The following is a 25,603-nucleotide window of genomic DNA, read 5'->3' as shown; positions in this document are numbered from 1 at the left end:
GCAGGGATAAAGCCATTCTGCTCCAAGGTGCTTTTGAGCACTTCCATTTCAGGCGTTAATCGCGGCCGCGTTGAGCAAAAGGGGTACTCTTTCTGGCCGGTGGAACTGGGAGGCCGTCCTCTCGACAACGGCTTCTTTAAGTGTCGCCCGCAATCGGCTGCTATGCGTCGGATCGTCATCGGGAAATTGACGAGAACTTCCTCCAATTCGGATACTTCCCCGCCCGGGCAACAAGGCTGGCTCCTCGAATGATCCGGGTCGATTCGTCTGCGCAGAGCGGACGACAAAAACGGCGCACGAGGCGCCCTTCATTTCAGATCGGCCGTCAGCAAGCCGCCTTCGCCTTTCTTATCAGAAGCGGTAGGTGACACCTGCCCCTATCAACCACGGATCAAGCTCGGCCTTCCCCGTCAGCTTCGCCCCGGCCACGGTGACGTCGAAGTCTGGCTTCAGGAAAAGCTTCTTCACGTCGAAGTTGACGCCCCAGTGCTGATCCACCATGTAGTCGAACCCGACCTGCAGCGCGGTGCCGAACGTGTTCTTAACCTTGAGAGCATCGGCACTGCCGGCATTCTGGTTATAGAAGATCGTGTAGTTTACGCCGGCGCCGACATAGGGCTTGAAGGCGCCGAAATCGGTAAAATGATACTGCACTGTGAGCGTAGGCGGCAGCAGCCAAACCTTGCCGATGTTGCCCAGCCCGCCGAGCGTTCCTTGGCCGTCGATGTTGGCATAGGTGGTGCCGAGTATGAGTTCGGCGGCGATGTTGTCCGTGAAGAAATACGAGATATCGAGTTCCGGGATCACGGTGTCCGAATAGGAAAGCCCGGAGCCGGGCACTCCGTTGACGTAGCCCGAATCCTCAGTGATGACCCCCAACCCACGCAGGCGGATCTGCCAAGGGCTTGGCGCTTCCGTGACCGAGACCCCTGCCTGCGGGACGCTTGCGGCTACCGGAGGCTCCGCCGCGACGGCCTGCTGTCCCACCATCATCAGAACGACGGCCGCTGTTACTCCCCGCGCCACGCCCATTCGCTTTCTCGCCATGATATTCTCTCCTTTACCTTCAGAAATGATGCACTGCACTACTAAGAATCTCCTCGGATTAATTTATATTGACGGAGTGTCATGCTCGTTTTGTATGGGACTTGTGCCGAGATTATTTGCGCGTTCCCGCAATCATCGACCTGTGCTCAATTTATTTGAACGTTGCCTTTGCGTGGGTTGCGCCCACCTATCGAACGCCATCGCCGTGCCAGCCGATGGCACTGCGAAGGAAATTGTTCCCCAGGGCAATGAATGCTGCCCGCTCCCGGTTGTCCTTGTGGCTGTGCCCGCCTGTCGAAGACGGTCGAAAACCGCTGACAAACGACGACACGAGCTGAAGCGCTGGAAGGAGCAAAGGCGGTCGTCCCGCTTCGTGGTGGCGAGTAGGATAGCCGGAGCGGGTGGCCATGCCATCACCAATCGCACTGGAAAGCAGAAGCGTGTCAGGGTCGAGCCAATCAATGCCGCCCTTGGCATCCGGGAGATTGAAACCGTCGGTGACTAAGCTCAGAGTCCCTAGATCGAATTCGCGATGCACGACCGCATCGCTGCCGCCGCGCGACAGGCGCAGAACGGCTCTTTCGCGCGTCTCCGGCTCGATCGACGCGCCGCCCCAGACCCAGTCTTCTCCGTCGCTAGCCGCGAGGGCATCCAGATCGAGCAGTAGCTCCCACTGCGGATCCGCCGTCATGTAGGCGGCAAGGGTGGTCCGGCGCCACAGTCCGCGCGGATTTCCGGCATCTTGCCAGAAATTGTAGAGGTACTGACCGCAGCGCGTGATCAGGGGAATCTTGTCGGGACGGTCGAAAATCGCTGTCAGGGCCGCGCGGTCGCGCTCGAACCGCGTTCCACCGAAGTGCTCCAGTGTCCTTGCCGACTGGCTGGCGGCCCAAGCAAGTGCCCGTTCGCCTTCGACATCTTCGAGCCAACGGTAGGGATCATCGTCGGGAGCGTTCAGTGTGGGGCGGAAATCGAATTCGGTCATGTCGGGACAACCCCAGGAAAGAAAAGCGCAATGGCTTCCGTCGGCTTGGGAACGCTCAGTGTTTGCGGGGGCGACCGCATGTTCGAAAAGGGTGATCATCGGATGAGGTCTTCTCAGTCGGTGCGGCGCGGCAGTACGATTGCGGATAGGACCGCATGTGTCGTGCCAACTGAGAAAATCGTTTCAGAACAATGCGATCACTCTGACAGCGTTGTGTCTCATGTCCGACATCGCCGAAAATCCGACAATGACTGCATCCGTAAGCGCCTGATCGATCTCGTGTGCGAGCTCGCAGGACGGCCTGCTAGAGGGCCTGAGTCAAGTCGCCGACATCAGAAACGACAGCGTCGGCCAGGCGCTGGCCAGCGCCGATCTGCCTAAGCACGTCCATCTCAGGCGGCCAGTCGCATCATCGCGCGATGACTGAGTTCGAGGTGCATATCGATCTGGACGGTCGCATACGCCCGATCGGAATGGCGAGGAGCAATCGCGTCCGAGGCACGGAAACCATCCTTTTCGAGTATGACGGCGCTTGGCTTAAGGACCCGGACCGCTTCTCGCTCGAACCTGCTCTTGCTCTGACCCGCGGGGCCTTCGCTCCTTCTGCCGGACTGGCAACCTTCGGGTCTATCGGCGACTCAGCTCCGAATACTTGGGGTCGCCGCCTTATGCAGCGCGCCGAGCGCCGCTTGGCTGAACGCGAAGGACGCGCCGTTCGCACCCTCACGGAAAGCGACTATCTGCTTGGCGTCGCCGACGAGACCCGCCTTGGCGCGCTCCGCTTCCGCTGCGTTGGCGACGAGGTTTTTCAGGCACCGACCCGCGATGGCGTTCCCGCCCTGATCGAGCTTGGCCCGCTGCTCCAAATCACTGAGCGAATTCTTCGTGACGAGGAAACGGACGAAGACATGCAGCTCATTTTTGCCTCTGGCTCCTGCCTCGGCGGTGCCCGGCCGAAGGCGTCGGTCATCGATCAACATGGTCGCCTCACCATCGCCAAGTTTCCGAAGGAGACCGACGACTACAGCATGGAGACCTGGGAGGTGATCGCGCTGCGGCTGGCCGCTCAGGCAGGTATCGCCACTCCCCTGCACGAGCTGATCGATGTCGCCGGAAAGGCGGTCATGCTGTCGCGGCGTTTCGACCGCAATGGTGCGATCCGCGTCCCGTTCCTATCGGCGATGGCGATGATGGGCGCCAAGGATGGCGAGCGTGGCAGCTATCCGGAGATCGTCGATGCCCTTGCGCAACACGGCGCACGAGCCACGCGATGCCGTAGGCTACCGGCAAGCGTCTGCGTATCAAGATCCAGGCCGCCCGCAGAAGCTTCAGTCGATCGAGCAGTGGGTTCGCCGCCATAGGCGGAACCGATGAAGCCGCTGATGTACCGGCCCACGCGGCGCGCCACTGCAAACAAGGGACCTTGCGCAGGCCACTTGCCTAGCTGCACTCGAAACCTCGAGGCCTTCTCGGCGAGGAACGCCTGATCGCTCGCAAGCTTATCCTGCGTCACATGCGCGCCCTCTTCACCCGACAACCAGGCGCTTGTGGCGTCGAGAGAACGTCCAGCCAGTACTTCAGAATTGCGTCTCCACGGGTTGCAGAGCCGCACGCCGGCACCCATCGCGCAGCGATCTTTCGATTCCCGTCTTCGGAGATCGCTCGTGCGATTGCCGGATCTGCGAACCGCGCAAGCAGATGCTTCAGATCCCGCCCATGCAGAGATATTTCATTTCGAGGTAGTCCTCGAGGCCATGGCGGGAACCCTCACGCCCGATGCCGGACTGCTTGATCCCGCCGAAAGGTGCCGCTTCCGAGGACATGCGTCCCGTGTTGATACCGACCATGCCATATTCCAAGGCCTCGGCCACACTCCAGACACGCTTCAGGTTTGAGGCATAGAAATAGGCGGCGAGGCCGTAGATCGTGTCGTTGGCCTCACGCACGACCTGATCCGCATCGTCGAAGCGAATGATCGGCGCCAGCGGCCCGAAAGTCTCTTCCTGCGCAACCGCCATCACGCTGGAAATCTCGGTGAGGACCGTCGGTTCGAAAAACGTGCCATCCTTGCCGATGCGATTGCCCCCGCATCGAATTGTGCCGCCTTTGGCGACCGCATCTGCGCTATGGGATTCGATCTTGGCCAGAGCATGCTTATCGATGAGCGGTCCGATGTCCACTCCGGGAGCGAAGCCGTCACCAACCGATAAGCGGCGGACTTTCTCCACGAATTTCTCAACGAACTCGTCGTGAACGCTCGATTGGACGTAAAGGCGGTTCGCCGAAACGCAGGTCTGGCCGGCATTGCGGAACTTCGCCTGGATCGCACCGTCGACCGCTGCGTCGATATCGGCGTCGTCGAAGACGATGAAAGGTGCATTGCCGCCGAGCTCGAGGCTGACCTTCTTGATCTGGTCCGAGCACTGGCGCATCAGCAGCCGGCCAACCTCGGTCGATCCGGTGAAGCTGATCTTGCGGACCTTGGGATTGGCGCAAAGTTCGCGGCCAACCGCATCACCTTCGGACGCATAGATCAGGTTGACGACGCCTTCGGGAAAGCCGGCCTGATGGGCGAGGGCGAACATTGCGCCAGCCACGAGGGGGGTTTGCTCAGCGGGCTTGAGGACAATGGTGCAGCCTGCGGCCAAGGCTGGCGAGATCTTGCGTGCGACCATCGAGGCTGGGAAGTTCCATGGTGTTATCGTCCCGACGACGCCGATCGGTTGCTTGATCACCAGCATCCGACGGTCCGTCGACGGTGCGGAGATCGTCTCGCCATAGATGCGATTGGCCTGCTCGGCGTACCATTGCAGGTACGCCGCAGCATGCGACACCTCCGATTTGGCTTCGGCAAGCGGCTTGCCCATCTCCGCTGTGAGTATAGCGGCGAGATCGTCGGCGTGGTCGATGATCAACTGATGCCAACGCCACAGAACGTCGCTGCGCTCACGTGCGGTCAATCCTGCCCATCCAGGCTGGGCGCCATAGGCCTTGTCGATCGCAGCGCATGTTTCCTCGACACCCATGTCGGGAAGCTCTGCCAGCACTTCGCCGGTCGACGGGTTGAGGACCTCGAATGTTCGCTTGCTAATCCGCGTGCCAAGTGCCGGCAGGCGATCAATGGGTCCAAACAGCTCGGGGGATCTCAAGTGACGGATCATCGGCAGGCACAGGGGCAATACCGGATACCTCCTCGACGCAGCGGGTATATGTAGCAGGGTGCGATGTATTCCGCGACGTCCGGGTTCCTTAGGGCCTCAGCCAGGCAGCTGGTAGACCACCGTCCCCAAACTGGAAAGGGGAGGATACTTTGAATTCTCTAATCGATGCTCGCGGTTCCCGTTAGGCGAAAAAATCGGACGTCGGCTTCGCCATTCGCACGCAGTGCATGCGGGTGGCCTGCGCCTTCAATCTGCGGACCATGATCGGGTCCTCCTCCACCCGAAGAAGCTGGCGTGAGGAGGAGCGCGCGACAATCAGGCGAGTAGTCCGCCTGAACCGGCAAATGCCTCGCAAGGGCCCCCAAAACCGCTCGGCGGGCTTTTAAAAACCCCCTAGCCAGCCGAACCGGACCACACTCCCCGTGAAAAAGCTCACAAGGGGAGAGGGAAGTCGAAACGGGCTCCTGTATTCATCCTTTGCCCCCCAGCGGCGGGCCAACGACCATAATGGCGGGCTCGGCCGAAAGCAGCTTCTTCGCCGCAGCCTTGACCTGGTCGAGTGTCACTTGATCGATGAGGGCGGCGCGGCGCTGGATGTAGTCGATGTCAAGCTTGTCGAGCTGCAATCCGACGAGCGTGGCTGCAATCGAGCTGGAGGAATCCAGATAGTTGATGGCATAGGCGCCGATCAGATGCTTCTTGCTCGCCTCGAGCTCGGCCTCCGTCGGGCCCTTCTCCGCCATATCCTTCACCACCTGATGCACGATGCTCAGCGTCTCGGCGGCACGGTCGGAGCGCGTCGCCGTCGTAACCAGCAGTTCATGAGAATGCTCGTAGCCGGCCAGATAAGAGCCGACGCCATAGGCAAGGCCGCGCTTTTCGCGCACCTCCTCCCACAGGCGCGACGTGAAGGGCGAGCCGCCGAGGATATCGTTCATCAGCAGCGCGGCGAAGAAACCCGGCTCACTGCGTCCGACGCCAGGAAAAGCCAATCGCAGCGAGGTCTGGGGAAGCTCGTAGTTCACCTCCACCTGCTGTCCGAGTTTGGCGGCGACATCGGCAACGGGGAGAGCGTCTGCTTGTCGTGCAAATCGCCGAACAGCTGGTCGAGCTTTTCACTCAGCCTCTTTGCGTCAATGTCACCGACCACCGCAACATGGAGCCCGTCGCGAGCGAAAGTGGCCTTGTGGAAGGCGCCGAGATCGGCCGGCGTGATGCCGGCGAGGCTCACTTTGTTCCCTTCGTCCGGCCGGGAATAGGGATGGGTGCCATAGATCGCGCGCAGCCATTTGCGCTGAGCGATCGCCTCGGGGTCGCGCTCATTGGCGATGATGCCGGAGAGAAGCTGGTCGCGGATGCGGTCGACCGGCTCCTTATCGAAGCGAGGCCTGTTCACCGCGAGCCTGAGCAGATCGAAAGCGGCGTCCTGTTGTTCCGAAAGCATGCGCATCGAGCCGTGGATGCCGTCGCGCTGCGCGTCGAAGCTCATCTCGGCGCCGGCGTCGTCAAGCTTCACCTGGAATGCATCACTGTCGAGACCGCCGGCGCCCTCGTCGAACAGGCCGGCCATCAGGTTCGCCAGCCCCTCCTTGCCGGCCGGGTCCTGGGTAGAGCCGCCGTGGAAAGCGAAGCGGATGGTGATGATCGGCAGCGTATGGTCCTCCACCAGCCAGGCGGTGATGCCCTTTTCAGATTTCACCTCCTGGATATTCATCGCCGCATGGGCCCTGAGCGCCGGCAGGATGAGGAAGAAAATGGCGATGAAAAGGATGGCCAGCGGGGTGGCAAGGCGCGCGACGCTGCCTTGTGCCGCTGAAAGCGGAAAAGGCAGGGCTTGTGCAAAGGCGGCACGGTGTTGGTTCATCATCACATCATTTCTCCGTCTTGGGCAAGAGATAGCCGGTGGTCGAATGGTCGGACACGAGATAGCGGGCGGCAACCGCCTTGACCTGATCGGCGGTGACCTCGCGGATGCGGTCCTGCCATTCCTCGACGTCGTTTACGGTGCCGCCGGTGGCAAGCGTGGAGCCATACATGCTGGCGATGGAGTCCTGCTTGTCGCGGGCGAAGATCACCGAGCGGACACGGCGGTTCTTGGCCTTGTCCAGTTCGTCATTGGTCACACCGTCCTTGGCGATGCGGGCGATCTCGGCATCGACCGCAGCCTCGATGTCGGCGAGCTTGGCGTCGCCGCGCGGCGCGCCGTAGACGGTGAAATTGGTGGCGTCGAGCATGGTGCCCTGAAACCAGGCGCTGGCCTCGGTGGCTATTCCCTGTTTCACCACCAACTGCTGGTAGAGCCGGCTGCGGCTGCCGCCGCCGAGGATCTCGGCAAGCAGGTCGAGCGCCTCGGCCTCGCCATGCTCAGCGGTGCGATAGGACGGCACCACCCAATGCGTCGAAAAGTTCGGCACCGACACGCGCGCGTCGGTGCGCGTCACCGTGCGCTTAGTGTTCTGCTCCGGCTCAACCGGCCGGACTCGCGGCAGCAGCTCGGGTCCACGCGGGAGCTTGCCATAGGTCTTCTCGGCCAGCGCCTTCACCGTCCCCGGCTCGACATCGCCCGCCACCACCAGCACGGCATTGTTGGGGTTATAATATTTGTTGTAGAAGGCGACGGCGTCGGTGCGGTTCAGCTGCTCCATCTCTTGCATCCAGCCGACGATCGGGATGCGGTAAGGCTGATTCTGCCACAACGTCGCGTTGACCTCCTCTTCTAGAACCGCCTGCGGATTGTTGTCGACGCGCAGACGGCGCTCCTCCATGATCACGTCGCGCTCGGTCTTGATATCGTCGTCGGTGAGGCTGAGGTTGCGCATACGGTCGGCCTCGAAGCTCATCATCTGCTCCAACGCCGAGGGCGCCACTCTCTGGTAGAAGGCGGTATAGTCGTAAGAGGTGAAGGCATTGTGCGAGCCGCCGATCTCGGCCACCGCGCGGTTCAGCTCGCCGGCGACGTGATTGGCCGTGGCCTTGAACATCAAATGCTCGAAGAAATGCGCGATGCCGGATTTGCCCGACGGCTCGTCGGCGCTGCCGACCTTGTACCACACCATATGGGTGACGATCGGCGCGCGGTGATCGGGGATGACGACCACCTCCATGCCGTTGTCGAGCAAGAAATCCGTCACCTTGCCGTCGTCGGTGGCGGCCAGAACCGGAGCGGTCATCGCGAAAACCAAGGCGGTCTCAATGAATGCCCTGCGCAGCCACCGAGACGGAAGTTTGGTGGATGGCTCCGGTTGTGGTGGCCGGACGATCGGCAAGGTTCGTGGCAAAGCGATTTCCTTATTTTGAAGGCGCTGCGTCCCCGTCTCCCCGTGTGGGAGAAAGTGGACCGATAGGCAGCGCCGATCCACCCGAGCCGTCTGCATGTTGCCAGGCCTTGCTCGAGCCTCATCTTTGGATGCGTCCGGGAGACGTGGGGCGTTATTTTTTGGTGAGGTGATCATGGGACGGCTTCTCCTTGGTCCGTGACGCGTTTGCGGATGACCGCGCACGTGCCGTGCCAAATGAGAAAACCGTTTCGGCAATGTGATAAATCGGGCTCTGCTATGTTGCGTATCCGACATTGTCGGACATCGGACGGCGCCGAACGCGAAGCGCTTGCGGCTTGAGACGATATCTTGCTCGGGTGAAAGACGATTGAGCGTGCTGCCGCGGCAGGGGATAGGAAGCTTCTCGAACTGGCCGCGGCACTGAGAGGGTTGGAATGGAGACGATGGTGGTCGACGCAGAACGCTGTCCTCGACAGGCAGGCCAGGGGCGACGCTGAACGAGCAGCGGAGTCAGGAGCGTGGCCGGTAGGAAAGAGCTGGCCGCCAGGCTATTCGCAGTGGCGGAGAGGCGACCGGGAGCTTGGCAGGCCGACGTCAAGGAGGCCGCTCAATGGCACCTGGCTAGAGCGTGGCATCGCCGGCTCTGGCCTCGGCAGCGTGCTTGATATCAGTTGTCAGAGTTGCCCAAAGCTATCCGGGATCGCGAGGCAATGTGTGTACACCTCCCGACAAAATCGCGGGGCTGCTAGACGCTGGGCTGCGCCCCCAAGCCGACAGACAGCGCCTGGCCGTTTTGAAAAACCAACAAATAAGGCAGCGCCGGGAGACGCTCTCGGCGTGTTTCTTATCGGCATGCCTTCTTCAATGTCCGGAGCGGACCAAGGAACCGCAATTCGCCATCCTCAGGACGCTGAGACATTGCATTTAATTGATCATATATCGGCGGATGCGAGGACGAAGCGGCCTTGAGCGACGCCCTTTGCTGATCCCGCAGGCAGCCGAAGCTGGGAGATTTCGTAAAGGGCGATCGACGGCCGGACGGCGATTGGTGAGGCGGCATGAGCAGCGCGCTCAATATTACGCTTCACGTCCAAAATCTAAATCGCGAAAGAAATCACAAGCGATAGCCTCCGAACCTTTCGCCGAGGCCGAGTTCGTATGGCACCGTCACCGCCGCATTCATCTTGAATCGCAAGTTCACCTGTGGCCGTAAAAGAACCCAGTCATCGCGCAAGGCCCTGTTCTTCAATTGCTGCCTCTTTGCAGGCTTGATCGCGCATCGCGCTCTTTCAGAATAGAGTGCTGGATTTTGCCCAACGCCGTTCGCGGCAATTCTTTGGTGAAAATAAACTCGCGCGGGACTTTGAAACGGGCGACTTGGGACTGCACATAGGCAGCCAGTGCTTCTGCTTCGATCCGAGCCCCCGCCTGATCACGTAGGCGACTGGTACTTCGTCCCAGCGCGGATCCGGCCGGCCGACGACAGCGCATTCTGCGACATCGGTGTGCTCGTTAAGCACACGCTCGACTTCCGCCGGATAGATGTTTTCTCCGCCGGAAATGATCAGGTTCTTTTGCGATCACGGACCCAAAAATAACCGTCGGCATCGCGGTGACCGAGATCGCCACTGCGATACCATCCCTCACGCTGCGCCTCTCGGGTCGCTTGTTGATCGCGCCAATATTCATAGAAGACGTTGGGGACCGGCACCGCTACTTCGCCTGTCACGCCTGGCGGCAACTCCTTGCCAGTGTCATCGATAATCATGGCTTCGCAGCATCTCCGAAATACCGCTGCGCCTGCGTGCCTGCACAATGGCGTGTTCCAATGCATCGATGTCGCGCGATCCGCATGCCCTTGCCACCGCCGCCGGCGGATGGTTTCACCAAGGCGTTCCAATGGACCGTGCGCGCGAAATGAACGTTGCTGGATCATCCTCTTCGATCGCCGAAGGCGCGACGGGAAAGCCATTCCGCTGAACGAACTTGCGGGCCTGGATCTTGTCGCCCATCAATTCGATATTCTCTGGAGTAGGCCCAATGAACACGATGCCGGCCTCCAACACCTTGCGAGCAAATTCCGCATTCTCCGACAAAAATCCATAGCCCGGGTGAATCGCCCAGCGTTCAAATCGTGGGCGGCAGCGATGATTATCGAGATAGGCCGCGACCGGTGTGCGACCGCTTATGGGAACCGCCACGTCGGCCATTGAGACGGCTGGCGTCCCCGCATCGAAATCGTGGTAGCCAATTGCAGAGCGCAGCTCCAGCTCGCGCAGCGTCTTGATGATTCGTACGGCGATCTCGCCTCTATTGGCGATCAGAACTGTATCAAAGGGTAATTTTTGCATTATCCTGTTTTTCCAAGAACAGGGCTGGGGTTAGTATTATCGTTGTTCGCAGTTTAGGTGGCGGCCTACCTCAAGGCGTTGGGTCAATCGTCGAGATAGATGCTGCCATTCGAGAGCCGAAATCGCACGGTGTTTGCATAGCCATTTTCGGCAACGGAAATGGACTTCGCTCATTACAGCCTGGCGCAGCCAGGATCGGGCGCAGCCCCGATTGGAAGGCAGAACATCTGATGCTTCGCCATCTGCGAAAGTGCGAAAACACACTTTGCAGTTTGGGCAGTTTGGATCAGAATTTTTTCTCTTCTCCGTTCAGTCGTCGGAACAAGCCAGAAACCGTGACAATTTCCGCCGATCGGGTTCTTCGGTGCTGGGTGGTTAAGTGGGCGACAAAGAGGGGCCTTTTGCGTGGGCGCCATGCCGAGTTCGCTATTCACTGATGTCCGTGTGACATTGAACGTTTCCTTTTCCGATCGGGGCGGCGATGCTGGAAAGGTGAGCAGTTGCAGCCGCCGCTGGCTGAGGGGGCGACGGAATTTTGCACACGCCATGCAGGCAGTTTTTGCGCGCTGGTGAGCCGACGAACAGATCGATGCCTTCTAACCGGCGACCGGCTCTAAGCTCAAGGCTATGATGCCAACAACAGCCTGACCCTGGTCAATTTCAGATGTGCCAACCGCCGTGCCGGATAATGGAACATCTCTTGGGTGCTTTCTATAACAAACACCAGGGTCATCAGATCAAGCAGGAAGTCGTCGATCGCTTGGGCGATTGTTTGCGACTTATCGTCCAACTGATCCAGCAAAACGCGCGCCCTATCGATCGCATCCGCGCTGGCCGCATCGATTAACGCCTCGATCCTTTTGAAACAATCCAATTCCGAACTCCTTCAAGCCTCGCCAGGGTTATGCACCAAGGTGGCGACGTTAACCACCCGGCCGTTGACCCAGTGGCGCGAGCCACCATCAGCAGATCGAGCCGGGCCCCGCAATTTTTCGTTTTTGCTTTGCCTAAAGTCTCGGCTATGTATCGGACTGGCCTAACGGCCTGCCCACGTTGCAATTGTACAAAGGAATACGCATATGGCGACCGGAACAGTGAAGTGGTTTAACAGCAGCAAGGGATTTGGATTTATCCAGCCCGACAATGGCGGTCAGGATGTTTTCGTCCACATTTCCGCTGTCGAGCGCGCGGGCCTCTCAACCCTCAATGACGGCCAGAAGGTCAACTATGAGATCGAACAGGACCGCCGCACTGGCAAGTCATCCGCTGGCAGCCTAAGCAAAGCTGGCTGATTTTTCGGCTGCGTCCCGCAAGAGCCGGAAGCACGCGGCACGTCCCGGATGGGCTGACCCGCTCGACAAGAGTGGGCGAGAACATGGCTTGACCGGAGAATCGGTCAGCAGATTGCTGCAAACCGTCCCGAATTCCTCAAACCAGGCTGTCTGCAAAGACAAGGCGGGGTTGCTCCCCCCGCCTTTTCATATTCCGCGCAGATCATGCCAATGGCAGCAGCACACTCCAAAACGAATCTCGGTTGCCGAAATTAGGCCGTGACCTTCTTGCGGGTCCGCTTCGCCGGCGCCGGCGCCGGCGTTTCCGGCTCCTTCGGTTTGCGGCCGAGCCCCATCGTCTTGGCCAAGGCCGAGCGCGCCGCGGCGTAATTCGGCGCGACCATGGGATAATCCGCCGGCAGGCCCCATTTGGCGCGATATTCGTCCGGCGTCAGCCCATAGTGAGTCGACAGATGGCGCTTTAGCGATTTGAATTTCTTCCGTCCTCAAGGGAGATGATGTAGTCCGGTGTCACCGACTTCTTGATCGGGACTGCAGGCTTGACGACCAGCGGCTCTTCTGCGGAGACGCTTCCGGCCGTGCCTTTCAGAGCTGCATGCACTTGGCCGATCAGAGCAGGGAGGTCACCCACCGGAACCGGATTGTTGGAGACATAGGCTGAGACGACATCGGCGGTGAGCTCGATGAGGGTGTCGATGTTTTTGTCGGCTTCTTCTGTCATGAAAATCTCCGGGCGGCTTGAAACATAGTCGGCGAAGCGTCGCTTCATAGTGGGGGTTGCCGCCGAACGCAACAATTGTCTCGACAGGATTATTGCGATGCTCATCCAGCATCGAGGTCTATAGCGCCGCATCCCACCGTCATGAACGTTGATCCGCTCGGTGTTGGCTTTTCCCGTAACTGGGTCGGAGTTTGCTTTGAAGCTCGATCCTCTCCGTTTGAATTTTGCAAAATGAAAAAGCCGAAGGTGTTTCGCGCCGCTGAAGGCTTCGTAAGTCATCGGATACACTCCATGGTCTCCATGATGCTTTCCGCCCTGGCATTGTCATGATGATCGTCGCCACGCCCCAAGGAACCAACCAGGCCGTCAGCGCGAACAAATTGCGACGGCGCCGGCCACGTGTTGGGATCCACGGTCGGAGCGATGGACACAGCCTTGGTGGCGGCTTCCGCCATTCGATCGCAGGCCCGATAGAAGTCTGGCCGTCAGGCCCGGTCCTCTCCCGCCGTTGATCTAGCGCAGAGCGTTCACGACCCGCATATCCCACAATAACGCTCGGAGATCATTTATGAAAATGCTATTCACTGCGATGGCTGTCGCCTTGCCGGCAGCCACCGCTTTTGCTGCCGAACCGATCGCCGCCGACCTCAGAGAAACGGCACTGGCCACTTTCAAGGCTTTGCCATCCACCACGCCGGCAGTCGCCAACAACCCGATCACACCGGAAAAGATCGCCCTCGGTAAGGCACTGTTCTTCGATCCGCGCGTCTCGGCGTCAGGCGTTTTGTCGTGCAATTCGTGCCACAACTTGGCCACCGGGGGCGACGACAATCTTGAAACCTCGATCGGCCATGGTTGGCAGAAGGGACCGCGCAACGCGCGACGGTACTGAACGCTGTCTTCAACATCGCGCAGTTTTGGGATGGTCGCGCCGAAGACCTGAAGGCTTAGGCCAAGGGACCGGTCCAAGCCGGTGTCGAAATGGCCAACACACCGGGTCAAGTCATCGCGACGCTCAAGTCGATGCCGCAATATGTCGATTGGTTCAATGCAGCTTTCCCCGGTGAGGTCGATCGCGTCACCTTCGACAACTTAGCCAAGGCAGTTGAAGCCTTTGAGGCGACACTGGTCACGCCGGCCCCCCTTCGATGCTTTCCTCAATGGCGATGACGCCGCCATGACTTCCGAACAAAACAGGGCCTGGCGCTTTTCATGGAGAAAGGGTGCTCGTTCAACGTTGGCGGGGAGGCCTATTCCGCACTCGGCCTTATTGAAAAGCCCAGCGCCGAGGTACGGCCGGAAAACGACAAGGGCCGCTTTGCCGTCACCAATTCAGCCGACGATTCCTTTGTTTTCCGCGTGGCGCCGCTGCGCAACGTGGCACTCACCGCGCCCTATTTTCATTCGGGCAAGGTTTGGGATCTGAAACAGGCCGTGGCTATTATGGGCACCACCCAGCTCGGCGAAGTGTTGAAGGCCGAAGAAGTCGACCTGCTCGTTGCCTTCCTTAACTCGCTGACCGGAAAGGTACCCGAGGTCGTCTTGCCTATCTTGCCCGCCGAAACTGCGACAACGCCTCGACCTGCATCGCAGATCCTAGGGAAATAAATGGCCGGGGCTGGCTACGGAAAGTCGCAATCAAGAATGAATGCGACCATTACTGGGACGAGACGGATCGCGACCTCTTTGAGAAGGCAATGCCTGGCATGATCCCAAACTGCAGACAATGCTTCCGTCGCCAGCTCGTTGCGACGGCATCATGTTAGGTATCTGGCGCGAGTCAGACCAAAGGGCTTCGAAAAGTTGGAGGATTGTCGCAGATACTACAACAAGGAGCGCCCATATGGGACGATAGGGCACATGGCCCCCGATCGCAGGTCTCAGTCTGTGCCAAATTCAACGGCGTTTCACCGCCCAGTTCCGCTAATTCCCCGCACAACCACCTGTTCGCTTTGCCAGAAGCTCTCTTGACTAATTGGCGGCGATGTACAGGGATTTCCCGAGAGCCTAGCCTCACACTGTGCAAAGGCCTGCTACGACTGAGGGAGGCGAGGGACGCTTGGACGAGCACGATCCGAAGGAAGAGCTGATCGAGACGATTTTCCGCAATGGCACAATCACTGTCGTGGGCATCCTGCTTGCCTTTTCGCTCGGCTTCGTCACGCATTGGGCGGCAAACCCCGTGCCATGGCGGCTCTACGACCTATTCGCCGTTGTGCCGATCCTGATCGGCATCGCGTTGCAGATGCGGGCGCTGTCCAAGCTGCTCGACATGAGTTCGCTGCGCCGACCCATCTACGAACGCGCCAACCGCATCTTCATGGCCGGCCTCATCCTGACCGCGTGCGGCGTCGGGCTGGCTATCCTGCTCGATGTCTTCGAGATGTCGGCGAAGGGCACGCTGCCCGGCGCTTAACGGCCTGTCACTGCGCTTTGGCGCTGCCGCTCATCGCTGTCAGTCGATTCTTGCATCCGTCGCAGGTCCGCCATCTTGGCAGTGTCGCACCATTTGACGCCGATTCTTACCGCTGGCCTTGGTTTCGCCGGCCGCCGGCACCACGTGATCGTGGGCGCGTAGCGACACATCGCAAACCGCCGAACCCATCACGCGATTTGCGGTTGTCGATGCACGCGCCAAGCTCTGGGAACGACTTGGGTCAGCCTCAGTAGCGCCGCGGCCGGCTGCCCATGGCCGAAAGCGTCAGGGAACTCGACAAGGTCATCGGCGAGACAAACAAGCGCAAGATGACTCTCGACATTCTGCGGACCGCCAAGCGTCCGATGTCGACCGCCGAATGCGCGCAGGAGTTCGCAACGAGGCACGGGTGCCGGGGACGATCCGCGCGCCGTCACCATCATCGCCAAGCGCCTGTGTCCGATCCTTAGCACCCTCGAGAAAGCCGGACGCGTCGGACTGAACCGCGAGGGTGACTGGGCCGAGGACCGCATCGACCGTCGCCCGATTTGACTGAGGATTTCAGAGGGCGAGCATGGTGTCGGGCGTCAGCATCACAATTCGCCCGTCCTCCTTGGCACGCTCTTGGACACCTGCCTTGAAACCGGTGCGCGCGTATAGGACGAAGTGGCGATCTTCTACGCCACGACCATAGTCGGTTCTTCCGGCGCGGTCGATCAGTGTCGCGAGGACATCCGCCCCAATCATTCCACGGCGCCACTTGCACTCGCCGTATAGCATCGATCCGTCCAGCAAGCGTCCGGCTACGTCAATATCATATTCGGCATCCCAGATTTGACCGATCTCCTGGGCCGGAGACGGAAGAGCCTCCTGCGCATGGCGGCGGGCGTGCCCTCGGCAGATTTCCTCGAACGCGCCGCCCATATACTCGTCCAGCCGCGGCACCACTTGGTGCCGCCAAATCTCGGGACCGAAGCCCTGCATCACACTTGACATGTTCGGCCGAACGAACCGATGCCAGAAGGCAACAAGCGGATCGTCCACGAAGTAACGCGTGTCCCGTGACTTGGGGTTGGCGTCGAGGGAATGTACGGTCCGAACCAGCCGCATGCGCTCGAGCCGCTTCATGTAGGGGCTCAGCGAAACGGAATCCTTGATGTCCCGGAGACGGCCGCCGATTTCCCCGAGTTTGGTGCAGCCGTCCGCGATCGCCGCCAGGATGCTGGCGTAGCGTTGGGTCTCCCGAAGTTCCGATTGGAGCAGGACGTTCGGCTCGTCTACCAGCGCCCCAGTATCGGCGAGCAGCAAATTGCTGACGTTCTCCTTGAGACTTGCGCTCGGATCGCAGAGCCTTAGGTAAAAGGGGATACCACCGAAGATGGCATAGGCAAGGATACGATCCACAGCAGGGTAATCCGGGAAGAACCCGGCCGCGTCCCGCAGCGGCAGCGCCTTGACTTCCAGGGGTAGGGTTTGGCGCCCGTAGAGTGGGTTCCTCTCGGCCAACAGATCCTCCATCTGGGCAATCATCGACCCGCAGAGCACCAAGTTCAGCTTGCCCTCGGCGGCGACGACCGCGTCCCAGAATTTTTGGATGATCGATGGCAGGGCCTGATCGCCCTCGACAAGGTAGGGGAATTCGTCCAGGACGACGATCAGCCCAAGCGTTCCCTCGGCCTTACGCGCGAGGTATGTCAGCACGCTCAGCCAATCGCCGAGGCCGTCCAACAGGGGATCGGCGCCGAGCGAGCGGGCGATTTCCTCCTTGAAGCCCTCCAGATTCAGAGTGGGGGTGACACGCGTCGCTTGATAGAGAACGTGGGGACGGTCCTTGGCAGCTTCCTTAAGCAGCGCGGACTTCCCGATCCGGCGCCGTCCATATACCACGAGCAAAGAGGGCCTAGCGAGGGAGAATTCCTTGCGGAGGCGGGAGAGCTCTTGGGCGCGACCTACGAACATTAGCGTAATCCTGATTACGGTAATCAAGGCTACACTAATCCGAGTGGCCAAAGCAAGGGCGGTCAGGCAGCTTGGTAAGTAAAAAGCACCGAAGCCGGGACAGGCCACTGGACACCGCTTTCAAAGCGCCAAAATCCCGGCCGATGGGTCCGCTGGGCCTGGTTGGTCGAGGAGGACTATGGCCAGAAGGCAGATCGCCTTCTGGCCGATCCAGCCGGGACTCGACCGCTTCGCGGATCGGAATTGGCTCGTGACGCCTGCCAGACGATCGACTGCACCGTTGCCAGCGTGTTCTTCACGCGATGGTTCAGTTCGTCGATGAGCATTTTGGATTGCGCCTGCTCCTCCTTGTGTCTGGTGAGATCGACGAAGGAGGTAAAATACTGGACGATGGCGCAGGACGATGGCGCCGCTCTTGTCGTGCACAGGACTGGCAAAAAGGCCCGCCCAGAATTCGCTGCCATCCTTGCGCCTGTAGAGAATTTCCGTGCCCGCCTCCGCATTGGCTTCGAACTCGAGCTTGATGCGTTTCAGCGCCCTGGCGTCGGCGCCGTCCGCCATCAGGAAATTGAAGGGCTGACCCAGCACTTCTTCCCTGGCGTATCCGGTCAGGGCGAGGAAGGCGTCATTGGCAAAAATGACGGGATTGCCGGGTTCTTTTGCATCTGTGAAAACCATGGCCATTCGTGTTGTCTCGGCGGCAACGACGAACGGGCCAAGGTCGTCCTGAAAGCCCTCGACTTCGGCTTCGGCGTCCTTCTGCTCTTCGGACTTGGCGACTACGCTGGACATATTGACTAGATCCCGCGCCTTGGCGCGATCCAACCTGATGGCGGACCTGCGCCCAAGGCTCCCGCCACCGGATGGATCACGCTACGCCGCCCGCGGCACGCGCGAGGTGAAGGTGTTGCCCTTGTCACCGACACGCTGGTGCCGTTCTTATCGCTGATGACCTCGATGTTGGCCTCCAGCTGCTTGACCAGCGCCTCGACAATGGCGGTTCCCAGGCCCGCACTGGCGACGATGCTGGCGGGCTTGCCGACGCCATTGTCTTGCCGTGATGCACGTAACCCCTGGCTTCTGCCGCGGTCGCACGGGTGCCGTTCTGGTTGCGGCCTTGCGGCACGATACGTTGACGCTGAACCGGCCGTGAGGGCGAGGGGGCCACAAACGCAAGACGGTTCGCGGCGAGATACAACGGCAGTCGGCGCGTTGTGTTGATGTTGGGCTAGCAATTGCGAGCGAAGAATTCCGGCAGTCGGCAGCAACGGCCATCCGGCACCGTACCTGCTCTCTACCCCCAAAGTACCGAAAGCGGTGCCGCATGGAGGCGCTCTCCGAATGGGACAATCTTATCGTGGTCGTACAGCACCACTCCAGAGACAAAACGATCTCCGCATGCTTCTGCCAGCATTCGCAAGCCCTTGAAATCTGAGCTTGTGACTGTGGCTGCTGCCTTTATCTCAATCCCTGTCACTCGACCTCTCCTGTCCTCTATGACGATATCGACCTCGTGCTGCTGCTTGTCCCGAAATTGAGAGAACTCGAAACGGTCGTCAGCCCAACTTGCAAGCTTGAGAATTTCGGCGAATACGAAAGTTTCCAGCAATGCTCCGAACTTTCCGCGGTCACTCCTAATGTGATCAGGCGATAAATCCCGGAGCGCGGCGAGGAGGCCGGAATCCAGGAAGTGGATTTTCGGAGTTTTCGTAAGCCGCTTGAGTTTGTTGCTGAACCAAGGTTGCAAGGTTCGAACCAGAAAAAGGCTTTCGAAGATGTCCACGTATTTCCGTGTCGTGACGTGATTCATTGCGAGCGAGTTGCCGATGGCAGAATAGTTCACTAGCTGCCCAGAATGTTCGGCAAGCACGCGGAGGAGCCTGGGCATTTGGCTGATTTGATCAACCTGAGCTATGTCGCGAACGTCCCGCTGGACGATCGCCTCTATGTAGTCCGCATACCAGTCCTGCCGCCGTGACCATGATGGGCGCCGTAGCGCCTCTGGGTAGCCCCCTGCAAGAACAGCGCCGACGAGATCTCCGCCGAGGACTGAATTTTTAACTGCGGCTATTTTGTTTTGAAACAGGTTTTCGAGAAAGCTCGGTCTATTTTCATGAATTTCGCTCTGTGCCAGAGGCAGCAAACGAACGATCTCCATACGTCCAGCGAGTGAATCCGCGACACGGGGAAGCGTCATCAAATTGGCGGAACCCGTAAGAAGAAACCGTCCCGCACGCTGATCGGCATCCACGCTTTCCTTGATCGCGAGCAGAAGTTCTGGAGCACGCTGGATTTCGTCGATTACTGCTCGGTCAATGCCCCTTACGAATCCGACGGGATCCTGTTGCGCCGCCTCAAGCGTAGTCGCGTTGTCCAAAGTAAGATACGCAACGTCAGCGCCCGCCATCCTTCTCACAAGGGTCGTTTTCCCGGATTGGCGAGGGCCAGCAACCAAGACGACACGAGTGTCTGAAAGCGCATCCTTGATGCGTTGCTCAACGAAGCGGGGGTAATCAGCCATCGTTCCGATCTCCTGACCGGTTGAAATTTCAGTGGTGACCGATAGAAATTATCGGCGTGACTATTTGAAAGTCAAGGTGAGACCATTTGAAAGCCACTCAACCGCAAAGCGAGTGACAGGGGCACTGGTGGCGGTTGCTACCTGATGTGATGGCGAAGAATTCGACCATTCGCTGGAACGAGATGATTGCGGCATGGGCTGCGACATCAAACCCGAGAAGCTATCGGAGAGCGAGGATGAGGCAGAAAACGCCACCAAAAGATTCAACGGTTCAACTCATTGATTGGCAATGGCTTTCTCGATGTTTGATAAGGGTCGGTGCAGACATGGCCCTTCGCGCCTGCTGTGGACTTCCAATGCTTGGCCAAAGTTCCTCGAACTATCTCGCATCCAGGGCTCCTCGCAAAGGCGTGGGCCGAGGCGTATGCCCTAATTCATCTTGAGCTTTCGCCACTGGGGCTTAGGGCCGCCTTGGGTAACCCCTCAAGGGTGCAGCTATTGGCTTCCGTTTGAATCGTGACTACGCGAGCTGGCCTGCGACCCGGTAGCGGACCCTCCAACGTCCGCAGTGGAGTCGGAAACAGCATTATCCCGAACCGGGTGATTATCCCTCTGACCCCTACTAAATTGGTCCGCTTCTTGCAGCAAGCATTTCTGGCAGAGCCCGGCGTCTATCCGGGCGATGCGATGGGGGATGAATTTGCTGGAGGAGCAACATGCCGAAACCTTATATGACGTCATTCGTCGCCAAGGGATCACCCGGCGCAGTTTCACCAAGTTCTGCAGCCTGACGGCCGCGAGCCTCGGCTTCGGCCCGGGTGCCGCGACAGCGATGGCAGAAGCACTCGAAACCAAGGAACGCGTTCCCGTCATCTGGATGCATGGGCTCGAATGCACCTGCTGTTCGGAGAGCTTCATCCGCTCGGCCCATCCGCTCGTCAAAGACGTCGTGCTGTCGATGATCTCGCTCGACTACGACGATACGATCATGGCGGCCGCCGGCCATCAAGCGGAGGCGATTCTCAAAGAGACGAAGGAGAAGTACAAGGGCAAGTACATCCTCGCCGTCGAGGGCAATCCGCCGCTCAACGAGGACGGCATGTTCTGCATCGACGGCGGCAAACCCTTCGTTGAGAAGCTGAAGTGGATGGCCGAGGATGCCATGGCGATTATCGCCTGGGGCGCCTGCGCCTCTTGGGGCTGCGTCCAGGCGGCCAAGCCGAACCCGACCCGGGCGACAGCGATCGACAAGGTCATCTTCGACAAGCCGATCATTAAGGTACCAGGCTGTCCCCCGATCGCGGAGGTGATGACCGGGGTCGTCACCTTCATCACGACCTTCGGCAAGCTGCCGGAACTCGACCGGCAGGGACGGCCCAAGATGTTCTATTCGCAGCGCATCCACGACAAGTGCTACCGCCGACCGCATTTCGATGCCGGCCAGTTTGTCGAGGAGTGGGACGATGAGGGCGCACGCAAGGGCTACTGTCTCTACAAGATGGGCTGCAAGGGCCCGACCACCTACAATGCCTGCTCTACCGTGCGCTGGAACGGTGGCGTTTCCTTCCCGATCCAGTCAGGCCACGGCTGCATCGGCTGCTCGGAAGACGGCTTCTGGGACAACGGCAGCTTCTATGACCGGCTGACGAACCTCCACCAGTTCGGCGTCGAGGCCAACGCCGACAAGGTCGGCATGACCGCCGCCGGCATCGTGGGTGGTGCAATCGCCGCCCATGCCGCGGTGACCGCCTTCAAGCGCGTAACCACCAAGCGCGAAAAAGCCGACGCATCATAAATCACTCTCGGCGAGGAACAGCATCGTGACAATTCAAACACCCAAAGGCTTCACACTGGACAATTCGGGCAAGCGCATCGTCGTCGATCCCGTCACCCGCATCGAGGGACATATGCGGGTGGAGGTCAATGTTGACGAGAACAACATCATCCGGAATGCGGTCTCGACCGGCACCATGTGGCGCGGCATCGAAGTCATCCTAAAGAACCGCGACCCCCGCGACGCATGGGCCTTCACGGAGCGCATCTGCGGCGTCTGCACCGGCACGCATGCGCTGACCTCTGTACGCGCGGTCGAGAATGCGCTCGGCATCACCATCCCCGACAATGCCAATTCGATCCGCAACCTGATGCAGCTGGCGCTGCAGGTTCATGACCATGTCGTGCACTTCTACCATCTTCATGCGCTCGACTGGGTGGACGTGATCTCTGCGATCTCGGCCGATCCGAAGGCGACCTCGGCGCTCGCGCAGTCCGTGTCCGACTGGCCGCTTTCCTCTCCAGGCTATTTCAAAGACATCCAGACCCGGCTCAAGAAATTCGTCGAGTCAGGCCAGCTCGGACCCTTCAAGAACGGCTATTGGGGCAATGCATCCTACAAGCTGCCGCCGGAGGCCAATCTCATGGCGGTGGCGCATTATCTGGAGGCGCTCGACTTCCAGAAGGAGATCGTCAAGATCCACACGATCTTCGGCGGCAAGAACCCGCATCCAAACTGGCTGGTCGGCGGGGTACCCTGTCCGATCAATATCGACGGTACTGGTGCGGTCGGCGCGATCAACATGGAACGGCTTAACATGGTCACCTCGATCATCGACCAGATTATCGAGTTCAACGACAAGGTATACGTTCCCGACATCATGGCCATCGGCTCCTTCTACAAGGACTGGCTCTATGGAGGCGGTCTGTCGGGCAAGAACGTGCTAGCCTATGGCGACGTACCCGAGCACGTCAACGACTACTCCGAGGCAAGCCTGAAGCTGCCGCGCGGCGCGATCATCAATGGCAATCTCGCCGAAGTGCTGCCGGTCGACCATGAGGATCCCGAGCAGATCCAGGAATTCGTTACCCATTCCTGGTACAAATATCCCGACGAGACAAAGGGCCTGCATCCCTGGGACGGGGTTACCGAGCCACATTACGAACTCGGCCCCAACGCCAAGGGGACGAAGACCAATATCGAGCAGCTCGACGAGGCCGCTAAATATTCCTGGATCAAGGCGCCGCGCTGGCGCGGCCATGCCATGGAGGTCGGGCCGCTCGCCCGCTGGGTCGTCGGCTATGCCCAGAACAAGGCGGAGTTCAAGGACCCGGTCGAAAAGGTGCTCAAGGATCTCGGCCTTCCGGTTTCAGCCCCCTTCTCGACACTCGGCCGCACGGCAGCCCGTGCGCTCGAATCGAGCTGGGCCGGCCACCAGATGCGCTATTTCCGGAACAAGCTGATTGCCAATATTAGGGCCGGCGACTTTTCTACGGCCCATGTCGACAAGTGGAAGCCGGAAACCTGGCCCAAGGAGGTCAAGGGCGTCGGCTTTACCGAGGCCCCGCGCGGCGCGCTCGCGCACTGGATCAAAATCAAGGACGGCAAGATCGACAACTACCAGTGCGTCATGCCCACCACATGGAACGGCAGCCCCCGCGATCCGGCAGGAAATATTGGCGCCTTCGAGGCTTCGTTGATGGATACGCCGATGTCAGACCCCACCCAACCGCTCGAAATCCTCAGGACCATCCATTCCTTCGATCCGTGCCTAGCATGCTCGACGCATGTGATGAGCCCGGACGGTCAGGAAATGGCCAAGGTCCAGGTCCGGTGAGGAGGATAAGTCATGACTATCCATGAAACTCCCGCAGCCGCCGACCACGGTGAAAAGGCAGAGCGCCAGAGCATCTATGTTTACGAAGCCCCGGTGCGCATCTGGCACTGGGTCAACGCCGTCTCGATCCTGACGCTCGCGCTAACCGGCTATTTCATCGGCTCGCCGCTGCCTTCCGTGCCGGGCGAGGCCATCGCCAATTTCCTGATGGGGTATATCCGCTTCATCCACTTCGCGGCCGGGCAGGTCCTTGCCGTGTTCCTTATCCTCAGGGTCTACTGGGCCTTTGTCGGCAATATCCATGCCCGCCAGATCTTCTATGTGCCCTTCTGGAGCGGCCGCTTCTTGAAGGAATGGCTGCGTGAGTTGCGATGGTACATGTTCTTGGCCCGGCAGCCGAAGTATGTCGGCCACAATCCTCTTTCCCAGTCCACCATGTTCCTGATGTTCACCCTGCCGCTCTTCTTCATGGTGATCACCGGCTTTGCGCTCTATAGCGAGGGTGCCGGCCGCGACGGCTGGGAATATGCGCTCTTCGGCTGGGTGTTCTCGATCTGGCCCAACAGCCAGGACATCCACACATTCCACCATCTCGGCATGTGGGTAATCCTCGTCTTCGTCATGGTTCACATTTATGTGGCGATCCGCGAGGACATTATGAGCCGACAGAGCATAATCTCGTCGATGATTTCCGGCGAACGGCTCTTCAAGGACAGGCAGGACTAGATGGTCGCCCCAAATCCCTTGGCCTGTTCGCCTTCCCCGCGGATTCTCGTGCTTGGCATAGGCAATATCCTCTGGGCCGACGAAGGCTTCGGCGTGCGCGCGGTGGAAACCTTCCACAAGGCGTATCGGGTGCCTGACAACGTCACCGTCCTCGATGGCGGCACGCAGGGGGTCTATCTCGTGCAGTTCGTCAATGAACACGATCGTTTGATCGTGTTCGACGCCATCGACTACGGCCTCGAGCCGGGCACGATGAAGATCGTGGAAGACGACGAGGTGCCGAAATTTACTGGCACCAAGAAGATGAGCCTGCATCAGACCGGCTTCCAGGAGGTGCTGAGCGCCGCTGACCTCATGGGGCACTATCCCGATCGACTGGTTCTCATCGGGTGCCAGCCGCTGGATCTCGAGGACTGGGGCGGCCCGCTGACGACGCCGGTCAAGGCAGTCATACCGCGCGCAATCGAAACGGCAGTAGAAATATTGCGGGACTGGGGCGTCGTCGTCTCTGCGCGACCGGAAGGAGCAGCGGTTCCGCCACTACTTGAAAACGACATCGATTTCGAACGTTACGAGCGCCGAGCCGAATCGGCCGCATTGCGCTATTGAGGAGGATATCATGAATTTTCGTAGGGTTGCGGCGACGCTCGTCGCGATGGCGCGACCAGACATCGCCCACGCGCATGTCGGCCTTCACACCGACGCGCGCTTGCCGGCGGTAAAGCCCGATGGATCGTTCCCTTGGCCTTCGTGACTGTCATGGCGGCGGGGGGCGCCCTGGGCATTTACGGCCTCGCTTTTCCAATGGTGGAAACCGGGATCGCGCTGACCGTCGCGCTGCTCGGTCTGCTGGTTGCTTTCGAAGTGAAGGTTTCAACGTCGGTCGCGGCGACGGTGGTTGGAACATGCGCGCTCTTCCATGGCCACGCCCATGGCACCTAGCTTCCGGCGATGGCGCATGCGGGCGGCTATGTGGCGGGCTTCATGGCTGCCACGGTCATCCTGCATCTCACCGGTTTCGGGCTGGTTGAGGTTCGGCAACGCCCGACGAGTTGCCGCGCGGACCGCCGGCGTGGCCATTGCCCTTGCCGGTGCAGTCCTGCTGGCCGGCTGAACTTCTCCCAAGACTAAGGCCGGTCGGGAGTCGTGTGGGCACCCCGCGCACCGCGGCTCCCGATTTCATAAGATCTGGACGACGGAGGAGGAGCATCATGTGCATCGGCATTCCCATGCGGGCCGTCGCCGGCAATGAGTTCGTCGCCCACTGCGAGCGACATGGCCGGATATCCTCGATCTCCCTCATGCTGGTCGGCCCACAACCGCCGGGAACCTACCTACTCACCCATCTCGGCTCCGCCATCCGGGTGCTGGACGCCGACGAGGCCCGCGCCATCGACAACGCACTCGCGGGTCTTGCTGAAGCTGTCGAGGGGAGGGCTTTCGACGCCCTCTTTGCCGATCTCACCTCGCGCGAGCCGGAACTGCCGCCGCATCTGCGTACCGAGTGAAAAGAAAATTTCCAAAGTTGAAGGACT

At 59.9% G+C, this 25,603-nt stretch carries 18 protein-coding genes and 7 pseudogenes; 12 read left to right on the top strand and 13 right to left on the bottom strand.

The genetic code is table 11. From position 1 onward, the window contains the following. Positions 1–351: 351 nt before the first annotated feature. Entirely contained in the window at positions 352–1,047 is a 696-nt protein-coding gene (locus AC0V7N_RS37280) for an OmpW family outer membrane protein (protein WP_496628404.1), read from the bottom strand. A gap of 352 nt (positions 1,048–1,399) precedes the next feature. Beyond that, a pseudogene (locus AC0V7N_RS37275) lies at positions 1,400–2,032 on the bottom strand (prolyl oligopeptidase family serine peptidase); the annotation flags it as partial. A 298-nt stretch (positions 2,033–2,330) separates the two neighbouring features. Between AC0V7N_RS37275 and AC0V7N_RS37270 the strand changes: the two are divergent. Together AC0V7N_RS37270 and AC0V7N_RS37265 are read left to right on the top strand one after the other, a co-directional pair. Beyond that, positions 2,331–2,459, top strand: a pseudogene (locus AC0V7N_RS37270) (XRE family transcriptional regulator); the annotation flags it as partial. Then, positions 2,452–3,303 (top strand): annotated as a pseudogene (locus AC0V7N_RS37265) (type II toxin-antitoxin system HipA family toxin); the annotation flags it as partial. The pseudogenes AC0V7N_RS37270 and AC0V7N_RS37265, both read left to right, overlap by 8 nt. Positions 3,304–3,735: 432 nt before the next feature. Here AC0V7N_RS37265 and AC0V7N_RS37260 read toward each other — a convergent pair. From AC0V7N_RS37260 to AC0V7N_RS37230, 7 genes and pseudogenes are all read right to left on the bottom strand, one after another. After that, a complete protein-coding gene (locus AC0V7N_RS37260; RefSeq protein WP_496628435.1) occupies positions 3,736–5,193 on the bottom strand; it encodes a succinate-semialdehyde dehydrogenase in 1,458 nt (485 codons plus the stop codon). 470 nt (positions 5,194–5,663) lie between these two features. Then, a pseudogene (locus AC0V7N_RS37255) lies at positions 5,664–7,060 on the bottom strand (M16 family metallopeptidase). Between the two features lie 4 nt (positions 7,061–7,064). Continuing rightward, positions 7,065–8,363 carry a M16 family metallopeptidase gene (locus AC0V7N_RS37250; RefSeq protein ID WP_464614975.1) on the bottom strand — a complete coding sequence of 433 codons (1,299 nt, stop codon included), beginning with the start codon at positions 8,361–8,363 and terminating at the stop codon, positions 7,065–7,067. Positions 8,364–9,716: 1,353 nt separating this feature from the next. Then, a pseudogene (locus AC0V7N_RS37245) lies at positions 9,717–10,254 on the bottom strand (class I adenylate-forming enzyme family protein); the annotation flags it as partial. Continuing rightward, positions 10,236–10,358 carry a hypothetical protein gene (locus AC0V7N_RS37240; protein ID WP_258580866.1) on the bottom strand — a complete coding sequence of 41 codons (123 nt, stop codon included), beginning with the start codon at positions 10,356–10,358 and terminating at the stop codon, positions 10,236–10,238. The pseudogene AC0V7N_RS37245 and the gene AC0V7N_RS37240, both read right to left, overlap by 19 nt. Then, a complete protein-coding gene (locus tag AC0V7N_RS37235) occupies positions 10,355–10,822 on the bottom strand; it encodes a biotin carboxylase N-terminal domain-containing protein (RefSeq protein WP_496628403.1) in 468 nt (155 codons plus the stop codon). Before AC0V7N_RS37235 ends, AC0V7N_RS37240 begins: the two co-directional genes overlap by 4 nt. 625 nt (positions 10,823–11,447) lie before the next feature. Then, a complete protein-coding gene (locus AC0V7N_RS37230) occupies positions 11,448–11,696 on the bottom strand; it encodes a hypothetical protein (RefSeq protein ID WP_183455186.1) in 249 nt (82 codons plus the stop codon). Positions 11,697–11,901: 205 nt separating this feature from the next. Between AC0V7N_RS37230 and AC0V7N_RS37225 the strand changes: the two genes are divergently transcribed. Further along, the gene (locus AC0V7N_RS37225; protein ID WP_464614976.1) at positions 11,902–12,114 is read left to right on the top strand and encodes a cold-shock protein; all 213 of its coding nucleotides are present in this window, start codon (positions 11,902–11,904) and stop codon (positions 12,112–12,114) included. A gap of 251 nt (positions 12,115–12,365) precedes the next feature. Here AC0V7N_RS37225 and AC0V7N_RS37220 read toward each other — a convergent pair. Continuing rightward, a pseudogene (locus AC0V7N_RS37220) lies at positions 12,366–12,835 on the bottom strand (Ros/MucR family transcriptional regulator). A gap of 568 nt (positions 12,836–13,403) precedes the next feature. On the opposite strand from AC0V7N_RS37220, the pseudogene AC0V7N_RS37215 reads away from it, so the two are divergent. Both AC0V7N_RS37215 and AC0V7N_RS37210 read left to right on the top strand, forming a co-directional pair. Then, positions 13,404–14,443 (top strand): annotated as a pseudogene (locus AC0V7N_RS37215) (cytochrome-c peroxidase). Positions 14,444–14,894: 451 nt separating this feature from the next. Further along, positions 14,895–15,251 carry a hypothetical protein gene (locus AC0V7N_RS37210; RefSeq protein ID WP_496628402.1) on the top strand — a complete coding sequence of 119 codons (357 nt, stop codon included), beginning with the start codon at positions 14,895–14,897 and terminating at the stop codon, positions 15,249–15,251. Positions 15,252–15,812: 561 nt separating this feature from the next. Here AC0V7N_RS37210 and AC0V7N_RS37205 read toward each other — a convergent pair. The 3 genes from AC0V7N_RS37205 to AC0V7N_RS37195 form a co-directional block, all read right to left on the bottom strand. Further along, positions 15,813–17,210, bottom strand: coding sequence for a DUF234 domain-containing protein (locus tag AC0V7N_RS37205; RefSeq protein WP_496628401.1), 1,398 nt, complete (start codon positions 17,208–17,210; stop codon positions 15,813–15,815). Between the two features lie 120 nt (positions 17,211–17,330). Beyond that, positions 17,331–18,002 (bottom strand): PAS domain-containing protein, encoded by a 672-nt coding sequence (locus AC0V7N_RS37200; RefSeq protein WP_496628400.1) that lies wholly within the window; start codon positions 18,000–18,002, stop codon positions 17,331–17,333. A 502-nt stretch (positions 18,003–18,504) separates the two neighbouring features. Next, complete coding sequence (locus AC0V7N_RS37195) at positions 18,505–19,731, bottom strand: DUF8612 domain-containing protein (RefSeq protein WP_496628399.1); 1,227 nt, start codon at positions 19,729–19,731, stop codon at positions 18,505–18,507. 694 nt (positions 19,732–20,425) lie between these two features. Between AC0V7N_RS37195 and AC0V7N_RS37190 the strand changes: the two genes are divergently transcribed. The 7 genes from AC0V7N_RS37190 (at position 20,426) to AC0V7N_RS37160 (ending at position 25,576) form a co-directional block, all read left to right on the top strand. Then, positions 20,426–21,526, top strand: a complete 1,101-nt coding sequence (locus AC0V7N_RS37190; protein ID WP_496628398.1) for a hydrogenase small subunit — start codon at positions 20,426–20,428, stop codon at positions 21,524–21,526. A gap of 25 nt (positions 21,527–21,551) precedes the next feature. After that, positions 21,552–23,342 (top strand): nickel-dependent hydrogenase large subunit, encoded by a 1,791-nt coding sequence (locus AC0V7N_RS37185; RefSeq protein ID WP_496628397.1) that lies wholly within the window; start codon positions 21,552–21,554, stop codon positions 23,340–23,342. A 12-nt stretch (positions 23,343–23,354) separates the two neighbouring features. Beyond that, positions 23,355–24,068 carry a Ni/Fe-hydrogenase, b-type cytochrome subunit gene (gene cybH, locus AC0V7N_RS37180; protein ID WP_496628396.1) on the top strand — a complete coding sequence of 238 codons (714 nt, stop codon included), beginning with the start codon at positions 23,355–23,357 and terminating at the stop codon, positions 24,066–24,068. Beyond that, a complete protein-coding gene (locus AC0V7N_RS37175; protein WP_496628395.1) occupies positions 24,069–24,677 on the top strand; it encodes a HyaD/HybD family hydrogenase maturation endopeptidase in 609 nt (202 codons plus the stop codon). Between the two features lie 10 nt (positions 24,678–24,687). Next, on the top strand, positions 24,688–24,822 hold the full coding sequence (locus AC0V7N_RS37170; protein ID WP_496628394.1) for a hypothetical protein: 135 nt from the start codon (positions 24,688–24,690) through the stop codon (positions 24,820–24,822). Beyond that, the gene (locus AC0V7N_RS37165) at positions 24,819–25,010 is read left to right on the top strand and encodes a HupE/UreJ family protein (RefSeq protein ID WP_496628434.1); all 192 of its coding nucleotides are present in this window, start codon (positions 24,819–24,821) and stop codon (positions 25,008–25,010) included. Before AC0V7N_RS37170 ends, AC0V7N_RS37165 begins: the two co-directional genes overlap by 4 nt. A gap of 269 nt (positions 25,011–25,279) precedes the next feature. Further along, positions 25,280–25,576 carry a HypC/HybG/HupF family hydrogenase formation chaperone gene (locus AC0V7N_RS37160; protein ID WP_496628393.1) on the top strand — a complete coding sequence of 99 codons (297 nt, stop codon included), beginning with the start codon at positions 25,280–25,282 and terminating at the stop codon, positions 25,574–25,576. Positions 25,577–25,603: the final 27 nt, after the last annotated feature.

It is taken from the genome of Mesorhizobium kamtschaticum (genome assembly GCF_056174585.1).
The sequence above is the reverse complement of the archived record's forward strand: the minus strand, read 5'-3'. Positions and strand labels throughout refer to the sequence as shown.